Genomic DNA, 16,225 nt, shown 5'->3' on the forward strand with positions numbered 1-16,225 from the left:
TCAGGACACCCCGCCGAAGTAGAGGGTCTGGCCACCGATGTCCAGCCGGTTGGCCTCGAAGAAGGCGATGGCGTTGGCGATCTCCTGCAGCGGCGCGAAGCCGTGGTGCGGGATCAGGTCCAGCACCTTGCCGGGCTGGTCGCCGATCACCTTGTCGAGCATGCCGCTCGGGAAGGCCGACAAGCCGATGTTGTTGACATGCACGCCGAAGGGATGGCCCTCCTTGTTCAGCACCCGGCTGAAGGCTTCCAGGCCGGCCTTGCTGGCGGCGTAGACCGAATCGCCCACCACGCTCAGCCGTGGCGCCATCGACAGGATGTTGACGATCTGGCCGCTGCGCCGGCCCACCATCTTGCGGAACACCGCCTTGCTGACCAGAATGGGCGCGCGCAGGTTGATGGCCAGCATGCGGTCGATGTCGGCGGCGGCCATCACGCCCAGCGGCACCGTCGACAGCACCGCTGCGTTGTTGACCAGCAGGTCGATGCGGGGATGGCGGCGCAGCAGGTCCTTCAGCGCGGCGTCGGTGTGGACCATGTCGGCCAGGTCGCAGGGCTGGTGCTCCACCCTCGGGCCGCCACCGTCGTCGGCGGCCGGCGTGCGCGACAGGTTGATCACGGTGTTGCCGGCGGCCCAGTGCCGGGCCAGGGCCAGGCCCAGCCCGCGCGAGGCGCCGGTGATCAGGATGGTCTTGCCCTGCATCGCCCTAGGCCGTGGTCTTGGCCAGCACATGCGCTGCCAGCGTGCGCGGGCTGCGGAACGGCGTCTGGCCGTCGGCGATGATGGCCGCGTCGTCGATGACCTGGATCTCCTGCCCGGTGGTCTCGAGCACATGCTCCTCCACCTTGATGATCAGGCCCACCAGGGCCATCGAATCGATCAGGCTGCCATCGCCGAACAGCACGCTGTCGGCATCCAGGCCGGCGGTGTCCACGCCCAGTTCGGCGCAGACCTGGCGCAGTTCGTCCAGGATCAGGGTGATCAGGTCGGTCTCGTTCATCGCGTCATCCTCCAGTGGCGGTCTCGGTCTCGATGCGTTCGGCGCAGTACATCGGCTGGGCGCACAGGCGCTGGTGCAGCCAGGCATGCACCGGCGCGATGTCCATCGCGAACAGCGGCGTGCCCTGCACGGCGGCCTGGCGCACCAGGCCGGCGGCCACCAGGTCGTCCCACACCGGCTGCCAGCGGTTGACCGCCTGGTGGCCGGGGCCGATCTCGCGCACGTACATGCCGTAGGTGGCGGCCTGCAGCTGGCCATCGGGGCCGCGCACCGCGCCGGGAAAGTCCTTGTGGTGGCGGTAGGGCACCTGCGCCGTCTGCTCGGCATGGTGCAGGAAGGTGGCGCCACCTTCGAAGTCGGTGCCCAGCGCCAGGTTCACCGCATCCAGCCCGACCAGCAGCTCCCACGGCGAGCCGGGGCCGAAGGACGACAGGTTGCGGCAGGCGGCGAAGCGCTCGGCCAGCGGCCCGGCCACCGCCAGCGAGTGGAAGGGATGCAAGGTGCGCAGCGTGCCCGGCAGGCGCCGGAAGTGCTCGCACAGCGCACCGGTCTCGGCCTTGCTGGCCTGCCAGTCCCACTGTCGGGTGCGTCCATACGACAGCGTGAAGGCCGGCATCAGCAGCGTGCAGCCCTCGCCCAGCACCTGGCGCAGCATCCACAGCACACCGGGCAGCCCGTCCTCGATCTGGCCGAAACGCAGCATCGAGCTGTGCACGATGGCCACGCCGTCGCGCGGCAGCCGCAGCTGCTGCAGGGCAGCGCCCAGGTCGGCCAGGCGGGTGCGCTTCACGGCGTGCGCACCTTCTTGAACCGGTCATTGACGAAGCTCTGCGTGCCGAAGATGAACTGCGACGGCACCTTGTAGCGCTCCAGCCGGCTGGCGCAGTGCTGGCGGATCAGGCGCTCGGCCTCGGGCCTTGCCTGGCCGTCGTGCAGCTGCACATGGGCCACGACGATCTGGCCGAGCAGCGGGTTCTTCTTGCCCTTGACCAGCACCTCGTCGACGAAGGGCAGCGCCTGGATGCAGTTCTCCACCTCGCTGGGATAGACCTTCAGGCCGCCCACGTTGACGATGTCGGTCTGCCGGCCCAGCACCATCAGCTCGTCGCCATCGCGGGCCACCAGGTCCTGGGTGCAGAACCACTCGCTGTCGCTGGTCTCCAGCACCGGGCCCTCGGGGCTGAACAGGAGCTTGCCGCGCAGGTTGGACCGGGTGCTGATCCACAGCACGTCGTTCTCGACCTTCCAGCGCACGCCGGGGTCGATGAAGCGGAACCACAGGCTGTCGTTGCTGCGCGACTTGATCTGCAGCACGCCGGTCTCGGACAGGCCGTAGGTCTGCTTGAAGACACAGCCCGGCAGCACCGCATTGAGTTTCTGCAGCACCGTCTCGCTCATCACCTCGGTGCCGTAGCTGATCACCTTGAGCGACGACAGGTCGTGGCGCTCATGCGCCCGCGACAGCAGCAGCTGGGACAGGAAGCTGGGCGTGGCCGGCAGCAGCTGCACCTGGTGGCGGGCAATGGCCTCGCACACCACGTCGACCTGGCGCGTGCCCGGGTTCACCGCCAGCCCGCCCTGGAACAGCAGGTGCAGCACGGTGTTGATGCCGCCCATGTGGTCGAACAGCAGGAAGCAGATGGCGCTGACCGGCGGCTTGCGTGCCAGGTAGCGGTAGCACAGGCTGTCGATGTCGTGCACGATGGCCTTGGGCTGGCCGGTGCTGCCCGAGGTGAACACCACCAGCCCGCCGGCGTCCACCGGCAGCACGCTGCGCCAGGCCGCGCTGCCGTCGCGCGACTGGCGCAGGCGCTCGGGCGCCGGCTGGCGGCTGTCGACCAGCACATCGGGCTGCAGTGCCGCCACCTGGTCGGCCAGCTTGGCATGGGCCTGCGGCGTCAGCGGCACCACGGTGGCGCGGCACAGCAACAGCGCCAGCAGCTCGGCCAGCGCGGCGAAGGAGAAATCGCCCAGCAGCACCACCACATCGCCGGCCCCGATGCCGGCGGCGCGGCAGGCCTGCTCCCGCCGGTCGACCTCGGCCGCCAGTTCCGCGTGGCTGTGGCACTGCCCGTCGGAGACGATGGCCGGGCGCGGGCCATGCTCGGTCAGGCGCGATCGCAGGGTCTCGAAGCTCATGGCGGCTGGGGGGCTGGTGGAGTGATCGGGGCGCTTGCAGGCGATCAGCCGGTTGCCCGGCTGGGCTGCAGACCGCCACTGGCAGCCACTTTAATGCCCAGGCGACGCAGGCTGCGGCCGCAAATGGCCGGGTTTCGCCGCCAGTTCCGCTAAGTCGGCAGCACGCCGCCGATGCGGCGCTGACGGCCGCTCAGGCCGCCGCAGCCACCTGGTCCGACCAGTTGAAGCGCAGCATGCCGCGCGGCTTGGGCAGCCCGGCCGCCGCCCGCTGGGCGATCAGCGCCTGGTTGCGGCTCAAGTCGCGGTCCAGCCCGCTGGTGCGGAAGGCGATCTGTTCGAAGGCGATGTCGGTCAGCAGCACCTCGGTGCCCACATGCTTGCGCCACATCATGCGGAAGGCCACGTCCTCGAAGCCGTAGTGGCCGCTGAAGTCCTCGTCGTAGCCGCCGGCCTTGAAGAAGCCCTGGCGGGTGATCAGGAAGCTGTTGATGTGCGGCTCCACGTCCACCCCGTTCTCGGTGCGGCGGAACACATGCAGCCGGTTCCGGTCCAGGTTCGGCAGCGCGTTCACCAGCTTCACCAGGCTGGCCTCGCTGGCCACGTTGTCGATGTCGAAGAACAGCATCCACGGCGTCTCGCACAGCGTGGCCGCCAGGTTGCGGCAGCCGGGCATGTTCCAGTCGATGTCGTCGTCCACCCGCACCAGGCGCAGGTCCAGGTCGCCCTTGTCCACCTGCAGCGGCACATCGCTGTGGTCGTCGATGACCAGGAACTGCAGACGCGCGCGCAGCGCCGGGCTGAACTGCCGCCACAGCGCCAGCTGCCGGTCCACCGGACCCTGGGCGTTGTAGACATGGGTGATCAGCGTCAGGTCGGCCATCGTGGCACCTCTAGGCGATGTGGGTGATGCACTGGGGGTTCAGGTACAGCCGCGCGCCGGCGGCCACCAGCTGGGCGTGGTACGGCACGTGCTCGCAGACCTCGCGGCCATCGACCAGGCCGCTGTAGCGGCCGTGGCCCACCACCGCCGCCTTGTACAGGCCGAAGCCGCCGAAGGCCGACTGCACCGGCAGCCAGCCGGCCACCCGGCCGGGCTGCAGCTGCTGGGTGGCAGCATGGATCTCGCGGCCGGCAAACAGTGCGGCGTTCAGCGTGTGCAGGCCGCTGGCCACGTAGTCGTCCGGGCAGATCGTGGGCTCGCGCAGGGCCCACAGGTCGTAGTACAGCGGCCAGCTCAGTGGAAACACCGCATCCCAGGCCGCCTCGTGGCGGAAGCACGACAGGAAGCCGTCAACCGCGAACCGGGCGCCCACCAGGCCGTCCATGTCGGCCCAGCAGATGTAGTCGAAGCGGTCGGCACCCTGCGCCAGCACATGGTCGAGCAGGCGGTTGCGGCCGTAGGCCAGGCGCTCGGTGCGCAGCGGCATGCGGGCGGCCACGCCCTGCTCGCGGATGGCGTGCAGCAGGCCGTCGCGGGCCCCCTGGTCCAGCAGCGCACCGGTGTCGTCGCTGGAGTCGTTCTCGTAGACGTGGATCTCATGGTGGGCGAACAGCGCGCCCAGCTCGTGCAGCCTGGTGATGGTGGCCGGCAGCGCCTGCGCGCAGCTGCGCGCCGTGCCCAGGAAGGCGATGCGCTTGCCGCGCAGCACCTGGCGGATGCTGTCCAGGTCGGGCTCGGGCAGCGGCTCGATGCGGCCCAGCGGCACCACCTCGGCGGCGTCGCCCTCCCCGGCCGGCACGATGTCGAAACCGAAGCGGGCCCAGTTGTCGGGCCGGTGGAACACCAGCTCGGCGCTGTCTCCATCGATGCGCAGCCGGCAGGGCGGCGTGTCCCAGGCCAGCGGCTGGGCCACCCGGGCCACGCCGATGCGCACATCGCGGATCGGCACGCCCGGCGTGCGCAGGTGGATGGCCCGCACGAAGGCGTGGCTGTCGTTGTGCAGACGGTGGCGCATGGTCAGGCAGCGACCGTCTGCTGGGCGATCAGGTCCTGCAGCTGGCGGGTGACGGCGGTCCAGCTGTAGCGGGCCACCAAGTCGGCGCGGGCGGCCTGGGCCGTGGGCGTGTCGCGCGGCAGGCGGCCTTCGGCCACCCGCGCCATGGCGTCGAGCAGCGCGTCCTCGTCCGGCACCAGGAAGCGGCCGAACATCGCCGGCTCGTCGGCCTTGGTGCCCTCGCGCGCGGGCAGCTTGACCGACAGCGCCGGCGGGCAGAAGTCGTCGGTGGCGCCGCCGCCGGTCACGATCACCGGCGTGCCGCAGGCCATGGCCTCCAGCACCGGCATGTTGAAACCTTCGGCCCGGTAGGGCGAGACATAGGCATCGGCCACGCCGTACAGCGCCCGCAGCTGGGTCTGGTCCAGGCTGCCCGACACCACCGAGATGCCGGCCAGCACCTGGTTGTCGATCAGCCCCGGGTTGGCGCGGGCCACCTGGGCCAGGGTGCGGTCGGCGCCGATGCCGTACAGCGCCTTGTGGTCCTTCAGCAGCAGGCGGGTGCGCGGGTGCTGCTTGCGCACCCGGGCGAAGGCCTTGACCAGCAGGTCCAGGCCCTTGTTCCAGGTGGCCACGCCGACGTTGAGGAACAGCACCTCGTCGTCGGCCACGCCCAGCGCGGCGCGGCCGGCCTGGCGGTCGGCCGGCTGCAGCGGCGCGAAGGTGTCGGTCTTGACGCCATGCGGCACGATGGCGATGCCGGCCGGGTCCATGCCGCCGTCGACCAGCCGGTCGCGCGACCAGGCCGAGGGCGTGATGATGCAGTTGTCGCCACGGGTGAAGGCCAGCGGATCGGTGGGCGGCGCGTCGAAGCAGTCGTCGACCAGGCCGCATTCGGTGACCATGAAGGTCAGCGTGCGCACCGCCGGGTCGATGACTGACTTGAACGGCGAGCTGATGCGCAGCAGGCAGTCGGGGCGCAGGCCCTCGGGTGGCGCCGGCACGGCGTCGATGGCGGCCTGCTCGGCGGCGCTGAAGCCGGCGGGCATCTGCCGCGTGTTCCAGTGCTTCAGGAAGAACGGCAGGTCGCGGTGGTAGAGCTGCCAGTCGGCACGCCAGGCCGGATCGTTCAGCAGCACCAGCATCTGGTACTGGTTGACCAGCGCGATGGAGTGGCTGACGCCACGCCAGCCTTCGATGCACAGGGAATTCATGCGGTGCCCTTCATTGGAGCCAGGCGCTGAGGCCGGTGCCCAGCGAGGTGAGCGTGGCGTTCATCTGCTGCCCGTCGTGCAGCGCGTTGATGTACTGCACGCGCAGGTTGTAGTGGTCGGTCTCGGCGCCGATCACGTCGAACAGCGAGCGGCGGCCCATCTGCTGCCACTGCTGCAGGGTGAAGTTGCGCAGCCGGTCGCTGTCGCGCAGCACCAGGCCCACGCGCTGCAGCCGGTCGAAGGCCGACTGGGCCTGCTCGTGCACATCGACGATGCGCTGGCGGCGTTGCTCCAGCGCCTCGGCGCGCTGCAGGTTGGCGGCCTCGGCACGCTTGCGGGCGGCCTGGCTGCTGTATTCGATGGCCGGGTTCAGGATGGGCACGCTCAGCGTCACGCCGCCGGTCAATGCCAGGTTGCGCTGGCCACCGGCCACGCTGGCCGCGCCGCTGCTGGCCGACAGCAGCGCATTGCCGCCCAGGTTCCAGCTCAGCTGCGGCTTGTTGCCGGCCTCCACCACGCGGGCGATCTCGGTCAGCGCGCGGGCATTGGCGGCCAGCTGGTGGATGTCGACCGAGCGCTCGGCCGCGCTCAGCACGGCCGGCAGCTCGGGCACGGCCAGCATCAGCGTGGACATGCCCTCGGTGCCCGGCAGACCGTCGCCGACCATGCGGCGCAGCTTGGCCTCGACCTGGCGGGCCTGGCTCTGCGCCTGCACCTGCTGCAGCTCGGCCTGCTGCAGCTGCTTGCGGGCCTGCACCAGCTCGCTGGTGCGGCCCTTGTCGGCTGCCACGATGGACTCCAGCGCCTGCACCAGGCAGCCCATCTTGCGCACGTTCTGGCCATAGATCACCGCCTGCATGCGGAAGCGGCTGCGCTCCAGCGCCATCGAGGTGGTGGCCAGGGTGATCTGCTCCTGGGTGGACAACATGCCCAGCCGGGCCGCCTCGGCCTGCTGGCGGCGCCAGTCGATCAGCCGGGCGCTGCGGCCACCGTCGTACAGCACCTGGTTCCAGGTGACGCCGGCGCGGGCCTGCAGGCCGGAGGTGTTGCCCAGGCGGTCCTGATCGATCGACGGGCCGACGCTGCCGGTGAGGAAGGCCTGCGGCTTGCGGCTGGCCTCGGCCTCGCCCACATCCTGCTCGGCCGCCTCGGCCAGCAGGCGGGCGGCGCCGATGCCATGGCTGCGGGCCAGTGCGTCCTGCACCATCCGCTGCAGCGTGGCGCGCGGTGGCGTGGGCGACGCCGCGGCTGGCGCAGTGCCTGGCGCAGACATCGCCGGCAGCGCCTCCAGCTTCTCCTCGTCCAGGCAGTTGGCGCGGGCGGTGCCGGCGCAGGTCAGCAAGGCCAGGCCCAGCAGGGACAGCGTGCGGACGAACGGGATGGTGGGAGCAGTCACGGGTCGGCGGTGGGGCAGGCAGTGCAGCACCAAGTAGACGCTGACGCCCCCAACCGCGATCCCTGGAAAGTCGGCCGGTTTTGCCGGCTATTCAGGCAGTCAGCCTGCAGCCGGCCGAGCGCCGGGCCGCTCCCAAGCCGGCCGGCCCACCCGCCCGGCGGGTCGCTGCGGTATCCCGCAGCGGGGTGCCCCGTCTACCGTTCGGTGAATGCCTCGGTGGCCTTCATCATCGGCCGCAGCAGGAAGCTCAGCACCGAGCGCTGGCCGGTGCGGATCTCGGCCGTGCCCACCATGCCGGGCAGCACCGTCAGCGGCTTGCCGCCGGCCTTGAGCTTGCTGGCGTCGGCGCGCACCAGGGCGCGGTACCAGGTGGCCTCGGCATTGGCCGCCGGCCCGCCGCTGTCGCTCAGCGCATCGGGGCTGACGGTGTCCACCGTGCCGTGCAGGCTGCCGTAGATGGTGAAGTCATAGGCCGACAGCTTGATCTCGACCGGATGGCCCACCCGCACCCAGCCGATGTCGCTGGGCTTGATGCGCAGCTCCACCAGCACCTGCTCGTCCACCGGCACGATCTCCATCACCGGCGCGCCGGCGCTGACCACGCCGCCCACGGTGTTCATGCGGATGTTCTTCACCAGGCCGCGCACCGGCGAGGTCAGCGTGGTGCGCTTGAGGATGTCGTCGCGCACCACCTGCTGCTCGCCCAGCATGGTCAGCTCGGTCTGGGCCTTCACCAGCTCGGCGCTGGCGTCCTGGCGGAAGCGGTTGATGCGCTCCTGGGTGACCAGGGCCAGGTCGTTGGCCTGGCGGCGCAGGCGCATCACCTCCACCTCGCTCATCAGGCCCTTGGCCGACATGGTCTGCGCCATGGCCACCTCGCGCTCCAGCAGCGCCTGGTTGCGCTGGTTGGAGGCCACGGCCTCGTTCAGCGCCCGGCGGCGGGCCTCGTAGGAGGCGGTCTCGCCCTGCACCACCTCGGGCACTTCCTGCAAGTGCTTCGGGAAGGCCAGCGGCCGGCCACCGGCCTCGGCCTGCAGGCGCACCACGGTGGCCTGCAGGGCCAGGCGCTTGAGCCGGCCTTCGTTCTGCTGGGCCTCCACCCGCGTCGGGTCGAGCAGGGCCAGCGGCTGGCCGGCGGTCACCGCCTCGCCCTCGCGCACCTTCAGCTCGCGCAGGATGCCGCCTTCCAGGCTGGCGATGACCTGCTCGCGCCCCACCGGGATCACCCGGCTCTCGGCCCGGGTGACCATGTCCACCTTGGCCAGCGCCGCCCAGGCCACCGCCACCACCAGGGCCACCAGCATCAGGTAGACCGACCAGGTGGCCACATGGGCGGGCTCGTCCTGCTGCGCCGCCTGCAGCGGGCTCAGGAACTCCATGTCGCCGCGGCGCAGCGGCTTGGTTTCAGCCATGGCAGCCCGTCATACCGCGGCCTTGGACTCCGCCGGCTGGGTGCTGGGGTGCCGGTGCACGTTGTTGGGCAGCGGCGCGGCGCCCTGCCCCGGCGTGCCTTGCGGCACCGGGCGGGCGCCCGACAGCGCCGCCAGCACCTGGGCCTTCGGCCCGTCCATCACCACCTTGCCGGCATCGACGACGATGATGCGCTGCACCAGCTCCAGCACCGCCGGGCGGTGGGTCACCATGATCAGGGTGCAGCCGCGGGCCGATTCATGCAGCTGGCGCAGGAAGGCCAGCTCGCTCTGCGCATCCATCGAGCTGGTGGGCTCGTCCATCAGCAGGATCTTCGGCTCGGTGATCAGGCTGCGGGTCAGCGCCACCAGCTGGCGCTGGCCGCCCGACAGCAGCGAGCCGGATTCGCCCACCGGCAGGTCCCAGCCCAGCGGGTGGCTCTCGGCCACGCGGGACAGGCCGGTGAGCTTGGCCACCGAGGCCAGGCGCACCGCGTCGGCACCGGGCCGGCCCAGCAGCACGTTGTCGCGCAGCGTGCCGTTGAACAGGCGTGAATCCTGCGGCACATAGCCCACCTTCAGGCGGAAATCGCCAGGGTCGAGCTGGCGCAGGTCGACGCCGTCCACGTCCACCAGGCCGTCGCCCGGCCGGTACAGCCCGCCGATGACCCGCAGGATGGTGCTCTTGCCGCTGCCGATGCGGCCCAGGATGGCCACCCGCTCCCCCGGCTCGAAACGCAGCGTGACGCCCTTGAGCACCTTGGGCGCCTCCTGGCCGTCCTTGGCCGGGTAGGCGAAGCTGACATCGTTGAGGGCGATGCGGCCGCTCATCTCCCGCACCGGGATGTAGTCGCGCCCCGGCTCGCGCTCGGTGGGCTGGGCCATCACCTTGTTCAGCGCCAGCATGGCCGCACGGGCGCCCTGCCAGCGGGTGGCCAGCATCACGATGGACGACAGCGGCGCCACCGCCCGGGTGCCGAACATCACCGCGCCCATGAGCGCGCCGCCGGTGATGATCTTGGCGTCGATCAGGTACACGCCCCACACCAGCATCACCAGGGTGATCGCCTGCTGGCTGATCATCGACAGGTTGGTGGTCAGGCTGGTCAGCCGGCGCGAGCGGATCTGGCTGTTCACCGCCGCCGCCGACGACTGCTCGTACTGGTGCAGGAAGCGGCCCTGGGCGCCGGTGGCCTTGATGTCCTCCAGCCCTTCCACCGCCTCCACCAGCAGGCCGTGCAGGTCGGCCTGCTGCTGCATGTTGGCGGTGCTGGCGCGGCGCATCGCGCCCTGGATCAGCGCCGTGGCCAGCAGGATCAGCGGCACGCCGATCACCAGCACGAAGCCCAGCGGCCCGCCGATGACGAAGGCCATGGCGATGAAGATGAAGATGAACGGCAGATCGCTGATCGCCGACAGCGTGGCCGACGAGAAGAACTCGCGCACCAGCTCGATCTGGCCGACGATGTGGCTGTAGGCGCCGGCCGATTCGGGGCGGTGCTCCATGCGCACCCCCAGGCTCTGGCGGAACAGCTGGGTGCCGACCAGCAGGTCGGTCTTCTTGCCGGCCAGGTCGATCAGGTAGGCGCGCAGCTGGCGCGCCGCCAGGTCGAACAGCAGCGCGATGCCGCCGGCAGCGGCCAGCGCCCACAGCGTGACGAAGGCCTTGTGCGGGATCACCTTGTCGTAGATGACCGAGGTGACGGTGCCGATCACCAGCATCAGGGTGTTGCTCAGCAGCGCGGCCAGCAGGGCCGAGCGGTACAGCGGCACGAAGCGCCGCACCGTGCCCCACAGCCAGTGGCTGTCGGGGTCGCGCAGGGCGGCCTCCACATCGGCGCTGGCGATGCCGGTGCGCGGGCCCTGCGACGCCCGCGGCGTGGCCACCAGGGCGATGCCGGCGTACTCGGCGGCCAGCTCGGGCTCGGTGGCAGCCAGCTCCTGGGCGCTGTGCAGGCCGTCGTCGCCGGGCATCAGCACGGTGCACAACGGCGGGCCGGCCGCCTGCTGGCGGCGGGCCAGCAGCACCACCGCGTCGCCGGTCTTCAGCAGCAGCACCACCGGCAGCAGCAGGTCGCTGAATTCGCTGATCGGCCGCTGCACCAGGGCGGCGTTCCAGCCGGCCTCGCGCAGCGCACGCACCGCCTGGTCCGGGCCCAGCTGGCCATCGATCTGCTGGCCTTCCAGCAGCGAGGCGATCGAGCGCGCATGGCCGTGGTGGCGCGTCAGCCACTCCAGGGCCTGGGCCAGCGGGTCCTGCGCCAGGCCGGGATGCGGCGGCGCGGGCTCGGCAGCCGCATCCAGGGAGGGATCGTCGCGGGCGGACACGGGGCGCAGGTGCGGGGAGCAGGCTCAGTGGCGGGATGCGGCGGGAACTGGCCTCAAGCCTGTGCGCGGTGCTGCAGCGCCAGGCGCTCGAAGTGGGCCTCGATGTCGCGCACGATCTGCGGCAGGTCGAACAGCGGCGAGCTGCGGCCATGCTCGGCCAGGTAGCGCTTGTAGGAGGCGATGCGCGCCGGCTGGCGGCCCAGCAAAACGGCCAGTGTCTCGTAGTCGGCCAGGCTGGTGGTGGCCAGCTCGGGCAGGCCCACCGCGGTGAGCAGGCTGCCGGCCATGCGCGAGATGTAGCTGCGCCCGCTGAGGGTGACGATGGGCGTGCCCATCCACAGCGCGTCGCTGGCGGTGGTGCCGGCGTTGAACGGGAAGGTGTCGAGCACCAGGTCGGCACACTGGAAGCGGGCCAGGTACTCCGGCGGCGCCACCCGGGGCGCGAAGATCAGCCGTTCGCGGGCCACGCCCTGGCGCTCGGCCTCGCGCAGCATGTTCTCGCGGGCGGTGTCGTTGTCGGCCAGCAGCCACAGCACGCTGCCCGGCACCTGCTGCAGGATGCGCATCCAGGCGCCGAACACCTCGGCGGTGAACTTGTGGTTGTTGTTGAACGAGCAGTACACCACCTGGTCCTCGGGCAGGCCGTAGGTGCTGCGCGCCGGCCGCGGCGCCACGGCGCGCTGGCGGTCGCTGACCTGGTAGCAGTTCGGCAGGCGCAGCGGCCGCTCGGTGTAATAGGGCTCGGCCTCGGGCGGCAGCACATAGTCGTCCGCCAGCAGCCAGTCCACGCCCGGCAGGCCGCTGGTGCCCGGCAGGCCCAGGTAGCTGACCTGCACCGGCGCGGCGCGGTGGCCCAGGATGGCCGGGCGGGCGCCGTTGGTCAGCGCCTGCAGGTCCACCAGCACGTCGATGCCGGCCTCGGCGATCAGCCGTGCGGCGGTGTTGTCGTCCACCCCGCCCAGGCGCACATGGTGGTCCATGGCCTTGAGGATCCGCTGGCGCTGCGGCTGGTCGCTCTCGGGCGTCCAGCAGAAGGCCCAGACCTCGAACTTGCTGCGGTCGTGCAGCTCGAACAGCTCGGGCGACAGCAGGCCCACCGCATGCATGTGCAGGTCGCCCGACAGGTAGCCGATGCGGATCTTGCCGGTGCGCGGCGGCATGCTCTTGTACAGCGGCACCGGCGCCGGCTTCGGTACCCGCTCCAGCGCGAAGCGGGTGGCCGACAGCAGCTGCAGCGCCGGGTCGTCGGAGAGGCCCATCATCGCCAGCAGCGAGGTGCCCTGCAGCAGGCGGTTGGGCCCCACCTCGCCCACCGGCTGGTAGACCGGCCAGGCGCACTGCTTCTGGCGCAGGTGCACATAGTGCTGCACCACGCTGGGCTGGTTGGGGTCGAGCTGCAGGCTCTCGCGCAGCGCCGCCTCGGCCTCGGGGTAGCGGCGCAGCTGTTCCAGCAGGCGGCCGATGTTGTTCCAGGCATGCACCTGCAGGTCGGCCGCCGGCTTGGCGTCCACCACCGCCTGCCACTCGGCCATCGCCGCATCGTGCTGGCCGCTGCGCTCCAGCAGGTGGCCCAGGTTCAACCGGGCATGCGGGAAGTCGGGCTGCAGCGCGGTGGCGGCGCGGTAGGCCGCCTCGGCCTCGGCGGCCCGCTGCAGCGGGCTCAGCAGCGTGCCCAGGTTGAACCAGGCCACATGGCGCATGGCCGGCGGTCCGTCGACCAGCCACTGCTGGTACAGCGCCACGGCGGCATCGGCGCGGCCCTGGGACTGCAGGCGCTGGGCCTCGTTGACCAGTTCGGCCAGCGTCAGGGTGGGCTTGGAAACATTCAGGACAGCATCAGGCATGCGGGCTCCAGGGCACGGCACAGGTGGCCTTCATCGTAGGAGCGGGGGCCCCGCGCGATCGCCTGGAAAAGGCCGGCCGCGGCCCGCCTTATCCCGGCCCGGAATGGCAAAAGCCGGGCAGGGCCCGGCTTGTCGACAGCGGGAAGCGGGCCGGCGTCAGGCCAGGCGGAAGCCACCCACCACCTCCACCAGCCGGCCAGCCTGCTGGCGCAGGCTCTCGGCGGCGGCGGCACTCTCTTCCACCAGGGCGGCGTTCTGCTGCGTCACCTGGTCGAGCTGGCCCACCGCGTCGCCCACCTGGCTGATGCCGCGCGACTGCTCGGCCGTGGCGTGGGAGATCTCGCCGATCAGCTGGCTGACCTGCTGCACCTGGCGCACGATCTCGGCCATCGAGGTGCCGGCGTCGTTGACCTGGCGGGCGCCCAGCTCCACCTTCTCGCCGCTGCTGCCGATCAGGCTCTTGATCTCCTTGGCGGCCTGGGCGCTGCGCTGGGCCAGGCTGCGCACCTCGCTGGCGACCACGGCGAAGCCGCGCCCCTGTTCGCCGGCGCGGGCGGCTTCCACCGCCGCGTTCAGCGCCAGGATGTTGGTCTGGAAGGCGATGCCGTCGATCACGCCGATGATGTCGGAGATCTTGCGCGAGGCGGTGGCGATGTCCTGCATCGTGGCCACCACCTGGCCCACCACCTCGCCACCGCGGGCGGCGGCCGCGGCGGCGCCGGTGGCCAGCTGGTTGGCCTGCTGGGCCGTCTCGGCGTTGTTCTTCACCGTGCCGGTCAGCTCTTCCATCGACGCGGCGGTCTGCTGCAGGTTGCTGGCCTGCTCCTCGGTGCGCTGGCTCAGGTCGGCATTGCCGGTGGCGATCTGCGACGAGCCGGTGGCGATGCTGTCGCTGCTGCGGCGCACCTCGCCCACCATCGCAGCCAGGCGGTCGCGCATGCTGTGCATGGCCGCCATCACGCTGCGGGTGTCACCGGAGCTCACCGGCACGGCCACGCCCAGGTTGCCCTCGGCAATCGCCACCGCCACCCGGCGGGCGTCGGCGGGCTCGCCGCCGAGGTCGGTCACCACCGACCGCACCACCACCGTGGCCAGCAGCGCCGCACCCACCAGGGACACCAGGGCCAGGCCGACCAGCAGGTTGCGGGCGGTGGCGTAACTGGCCTGGGCCACGTCGAAGGCCTTGCGGTTGCTCTCTTCCTGGTAGTTGATGTTCTGCTCCAGGGCGGCCTGCCAGGCGCCCACCGCCGGGCCGGCGCTGGTCAGCAGCAGCTTGGTGGCGAGTTCGAACTCGTTCTCCACGCCGGCCTTGATGGCCTGGTCATTGAGGAGGCGCGCCTTGTCGCGGGCGGCGGTGATGGCATCGCGCTGGACCTGGGCCTCGGGCGTCGCCGGGAACTTGTAGAGCTCCGCCTCGGCCTTGTTGTAACGGTCGCGGGCCGCGGCGATCTTCGTCATCTCGGCCTGCTGCTCGGCATCGTCGGTCAGCAGCGCCAGCGTGCGCGACACGCGCGAGACCACATGCACCGCGCCCGACATGTCGTTGAGCAGTTCCACCTTCTTGCCGTTGACCAGCACCACCTCTTCCAGCGCGGCATGGATGCGGGTCATCTGGTAGAGGCTGAGCCCGCTGCCCAGCAGGGACAGCAGCACCAGGGCTGCGAAGCTCAGGCCCAGACGGCGGGCGAGCGTGAGATTTCCAAATTGCATGGCGACTACCTCTTGGCGGCGGGCGGGACAACGGAACAGGACCAGCGGGGCGGCGCTGTGACGCGCTTCTTCCCGGTTCTTCGGCCGCCGAGGGGATTTCTTGAGGGCGCCAGCTCCGCGCCGCCGAAACGCAGCCAGGCGGCCCGCGGGCCGCCTGGATCGGATCGGTGGGGCGGGGGCCGGGCTAGAAGCCCAGGCTGGCCAGCAGGTCGTCGACCTCGCCTTGGTTGGTGACGACGTCGGTGCGGCCCTCGGGGTTGACCACGGGGCCGGCCAGCACATTGGGGTCGACCTTCTCGCGCTGCTCGGGCGGCACCACCTGCACCAGCAGCTTGACCAGGCTGTCTTCCAGCTCGTTGGCCAGGCCCACCACCTTGGCCACCACCTGGCCGGTCAGGTCGTGGAAGTCCTGCGCCATCATGATGTCGGTCAGGTGGCTGTCGATCACCTTGGTGCGGGCCTCGACATCGTTGACGAAGTTGAACACCGCGCCCGAGGCCACGGCCTTGACCGGATCGGCCTGCAGCGCGGCGGCCAGGCTGCGGGTCTGGTCGGCGATGGCGGCGTGCTCCGCCTTGGCCTGGTCGACCGAGTTCAGCACCTTCTCGGCCGCGGCGGCCGTCTTGGTGGCGATGTAGCTGAGCCGGCTGCGGGCGTCGGGGATGCCGTCGGCCGCCACCTGCAGCTTGGGCATCACACCCAGCTGCTGCATCGTGTCGTGCAGCAGGCGGGTGATGGTGCCGATCTGCTGGAACACCTCGGGCGAGGCCACCACACCTTGTTCGGGCACCATGGCCGCGATGTCTTCCATCTTCATGGGGGTACTCCTGGGAGTGACGCCGTCAGGCGGTGGTGGCCAGCTTCTGCATGATCTTGGTGACCTTCTCCTCCAGCGTGGCCTTGGTGAAAGGCTTCACCACATAGCCGGCGGCACCACTCTGGGCGGCCAGCAGGATGTCTTCCTTGCGGGCCTCGGCGGTCACCATCAGCACCGGAATGTGCTTCAGGCTCTCCTCGGCCTTCACTGCCTTGAGCAGGTCGAAGCCGTTCATGTTGGGCATGTTGATGTCGCTGACGACGAAGTCGTAGCGGTTGGTCTTCAGCATCTGCAGGGCGATGGCGCCGTCCTCGGCCTCTTCCACGTTGTTGCAGCCCATTTCCTTGAGCAGGCCGCGCACGATGCGGCGCATGGTGGAGAAGTCGTCGACGACCAGGAACTTGAGGTCGGAGGGATTGCTCATGTCTGTCCTC

General features: G+C 70.8%; 14 protein-coding genes. All 14 read right to left on the minus strand.

The genetic code is table 11. The features are described from left to right. Window positions 1-702: an SDR family NAD(P)-dependent oxidoreductase gene (locus FFT10_RS25155; protein WP_162520917.1), complete on the minus strand. Its 702-nt coding sequence runs from the start codon at window positions 700-702 to the stop codon at window positions 1-3. Between the two features lie 4 nt (window positions 703-706). Continuing rightward, the gene (locus tag FFT10_RS27865; protein ID WP_162520918.1) at window positions 707-1,000 is read right to left on the minus strand and encodes a hypothetical protein; all 294 of its coding nucleotides are present in this window, start codon (window positions 998-1,000) and stop codon (window positions 707-709) included. A 4-nt stretch (window positions 1,001-1,004) separates the two neighbouring features. Further along, complete coding sequence (locus FFT10_RS25160; RefSeq protein ID WP_137735639.1) at window positions 1,005-1,790, minus strand: AAC(3) family N-acetyltransferase; 786 nt, start codon at window positions 1,788-1,790, stop codon at window positions 1,005-1,007. Next, entirely contained in the window at window positions 1,787-3,139 is a 1,353-nt protein-coding gene (locus FFT10_RS25165; RefSeq protein WP_137735640.1) for a class I adenylate-forming enzyme family protein, read from the minus strand. Before FFT10_RS25165 ends, FFT10_RS25160 begins: the two co-directional genes overlap by 4 nt. A 190-nt stretch (window positions 3,140-3,329) precedes the next feature. Then, window positions 3,330-4,019, minus strand: coding sequence for a hypothetical protein (locus FFT10_RS25170; protein ID WP_137735641.1), 690 nt, complete (start codon window positions 4,017-4,019; stop codon window positions 3,330-3,332). Window positions 4,020-4,029: 10 nt separating this feature from the next. Beyond that, the gene (locus FFT10_RS25175; RefSeq protein ID WP_137735642.1) at window positions 4,030-5,094 is read right to left on the minus strand and encodes a glycosyltransferase family 2 protein; all 1,065 of its coding nucleotides are present in this window, start codon (window positions 5,092-5,094) and stop codon (window positions 4,030-4,032) included. A gap of 2 nt (window positions 5,095-5,096) precedes the next feature. Continuing rightward, window positions 5,097-6,287, minus strand: a complete 1,191-nt coding sequence (locus FFT10_RS25180) for a glycosyltransferase family 4 protein (protein WP_137735643.1) — start codon at window positions 6,285-6,287, stop codon at window positions 5,097-5,099. A 10-nt stretch (window positions 6,288-6,297) separates the two neighbouring features. Next, entirely contained in the window at window positions 6,298-7,683 is a 1,386-nt protein-coding gene (locus tag FFT10_RS25185; protein ID WP_137735644.1) for a TolC family protein, read from the minus strand. A gap of 194 nt (window positions 7,684-7,877) precedes the next feature. Further along, entirely contained in the window at window positions 7,878-9,095 is a 1,218-nt protein-coding gene (locus FFT10_RS25190) for an HlyD family type I secretion periplasmic adaptor subunit (protein ID WP_137735645.1), read from the minus strand. Window positions 9,096-9,104: 9 nt separating this feature from the next. Beyond that, window positions 9,105-11,420: a type I secretion system permease/ATPase gene (locus FFT10_RS25195; protein ID WP_162520919.1), complete on the minus strand. Its 2,316-nt coding sequence runs from the start codon at window positions 11,418-11,420 to the stop codon at window positions 9,105-9,107. 53 nt (window positions 11,421-11,473) lie between these two features. After that, on the minus strand, window positions 11,474-13,264 hold the full coding sequence (locus FFT10_RS25200) for an O-linked N-acetylglucosamine transferase, SPINDLY family protein (RefSeq protein WP_137735647.1): 1,791 nt from the start codon (window positions 13,262-13,264) through the stop codon (window positions 11,474-11,476). Between the two features lie 156 nt (window positions 13,265-13,420). Next, window positions 13,421-14,974, minus strand: a complete 1,554-nt coding sequence (locus FFT10_RS25205) for a methyl-accepting chemotaxis protein (RefSeq protein WP_137735648.1) — start codon at window positions 14,972-14,974, stop codon at window positions 13,421-13,423. Between the two features lie 184 nt (window positions 14,975-15,158). Next, window positions 15,159-15,791 carry a protein phosphatase CheZ gene (locus FFT10_RS25210; protein ID WP_137735649.1) on the minus strand — a complete coding sequence of 211 codons (633 nt, stop codon included), beginning with the start codon at window positions 15,789-15,791 and terminating at the stop codon, window positions 15,159-15,161. A gap of 25 nt (window positions 15,792-15,816) precedes the next feature. Further along, entirely contained in the window at window positions 15,817-16,215 is a 399-nt protein-coding gene (cheY, locus tag FFT10_RS25215) for a chemotaxis response regulator CheY (protein ID WP_137735650.1), read from the minus strand. Between the last annotated feature and the right edge of the window lie 10 nt (window positions 16,216-16,225).

It is taken from the genome of Pseudaquabacterium pictum (genome assembly GCF_005403045.1).
Lineage (GTDB): Bacteria > Pseudomonadota > Gammaproteobacteria > Burkholderiales > Burkholderiaceae_C > Pseudaquabacterium > Pseudaquabacterium pictum.

Excerpts from the sequence above, each read along its gene's own strand:
- FFT10_RS25190 (WP_137735645.1), bottom strand. The coding sequence starts at position 9,095 with ATGGCTGAAACCAAGCCGCTGCGCCGCGGCGACATGGAGTTCCTGAGC.
- FFT10_RS25175 (WP_137735642.1), bottom strand. The coding sequence starts at position 5,094 with ATGCGCCACCGTCTGCACAACGACAGCCACGCCTTCGTGCGGGCCATC.
- FFT10_RS25210 (WP_137735649.1), bottom strand. The coding sequence starts at position 15,791 with ATGAAGATGGAAGACATCGCGGCCATGGTGCCCGAACAAGGTGTGGTG.
- cheY (WP_137735650.1), bottom strand. The coding sequence starts at position 16,215 with ATGAGCAATCCCTCCGACCTCAAGTTCCTGGTCGTCGACGACTTCTCC.
- FFT10_RS27865 (WP_162520918.1), bottom strand. The coding sequence starts at position 1,000 with ATGAACGAGACCGACCTGATCACCCTGATCCTGGACGAACTGCGCCAG.
- FFT10_RS25180 (WP_137735643.1), bottom strand. The coding sequence starts at position 6,287 with ATGAATTCCCTGTGCATCGAAGGCTGGCGTGGCGTCAGCCACTCCATC.
- FFT10_RS25170 (WP_137735641.1), bottom strand. The coding sequence starts at position 4,019 with ATGGCCGACCTGACGCTGATCACCCATGTCTACAACGCCCAGGGTCCG.
- FFT10_RS25155 (WP_162520917.1), bottom strand. The coding sequence starts at position 702 with ATGCAGGGCAAGACCATCCTGATCACCGGCGCCTCGCGCGGGCTGGGC.
- FFT10_RS25200 (WP_137735647.1), bottom strand. The coding sequence starts at position 13,264 with ATGCCTGATGCTGTCCTGAATGTTTCCAAGCCCACCCTGACGCTGGCC.
- FFT10_RS25165 (WP_137735640.1), bottom strand. The coding sequence starts at position 3,139 with ATGAGCTTCGAGACCCTGCGATCGCGCCTGACCGAGCATGGCCCGCGC.
- FFT10_RS25205 (WP_137735648.1), bottom strand. The coding sequence starts at position 14,974 with ATGCAATTTGGAAATCTCACGCTCGCCCGCCGTCTGGGCCTGAGCTTC.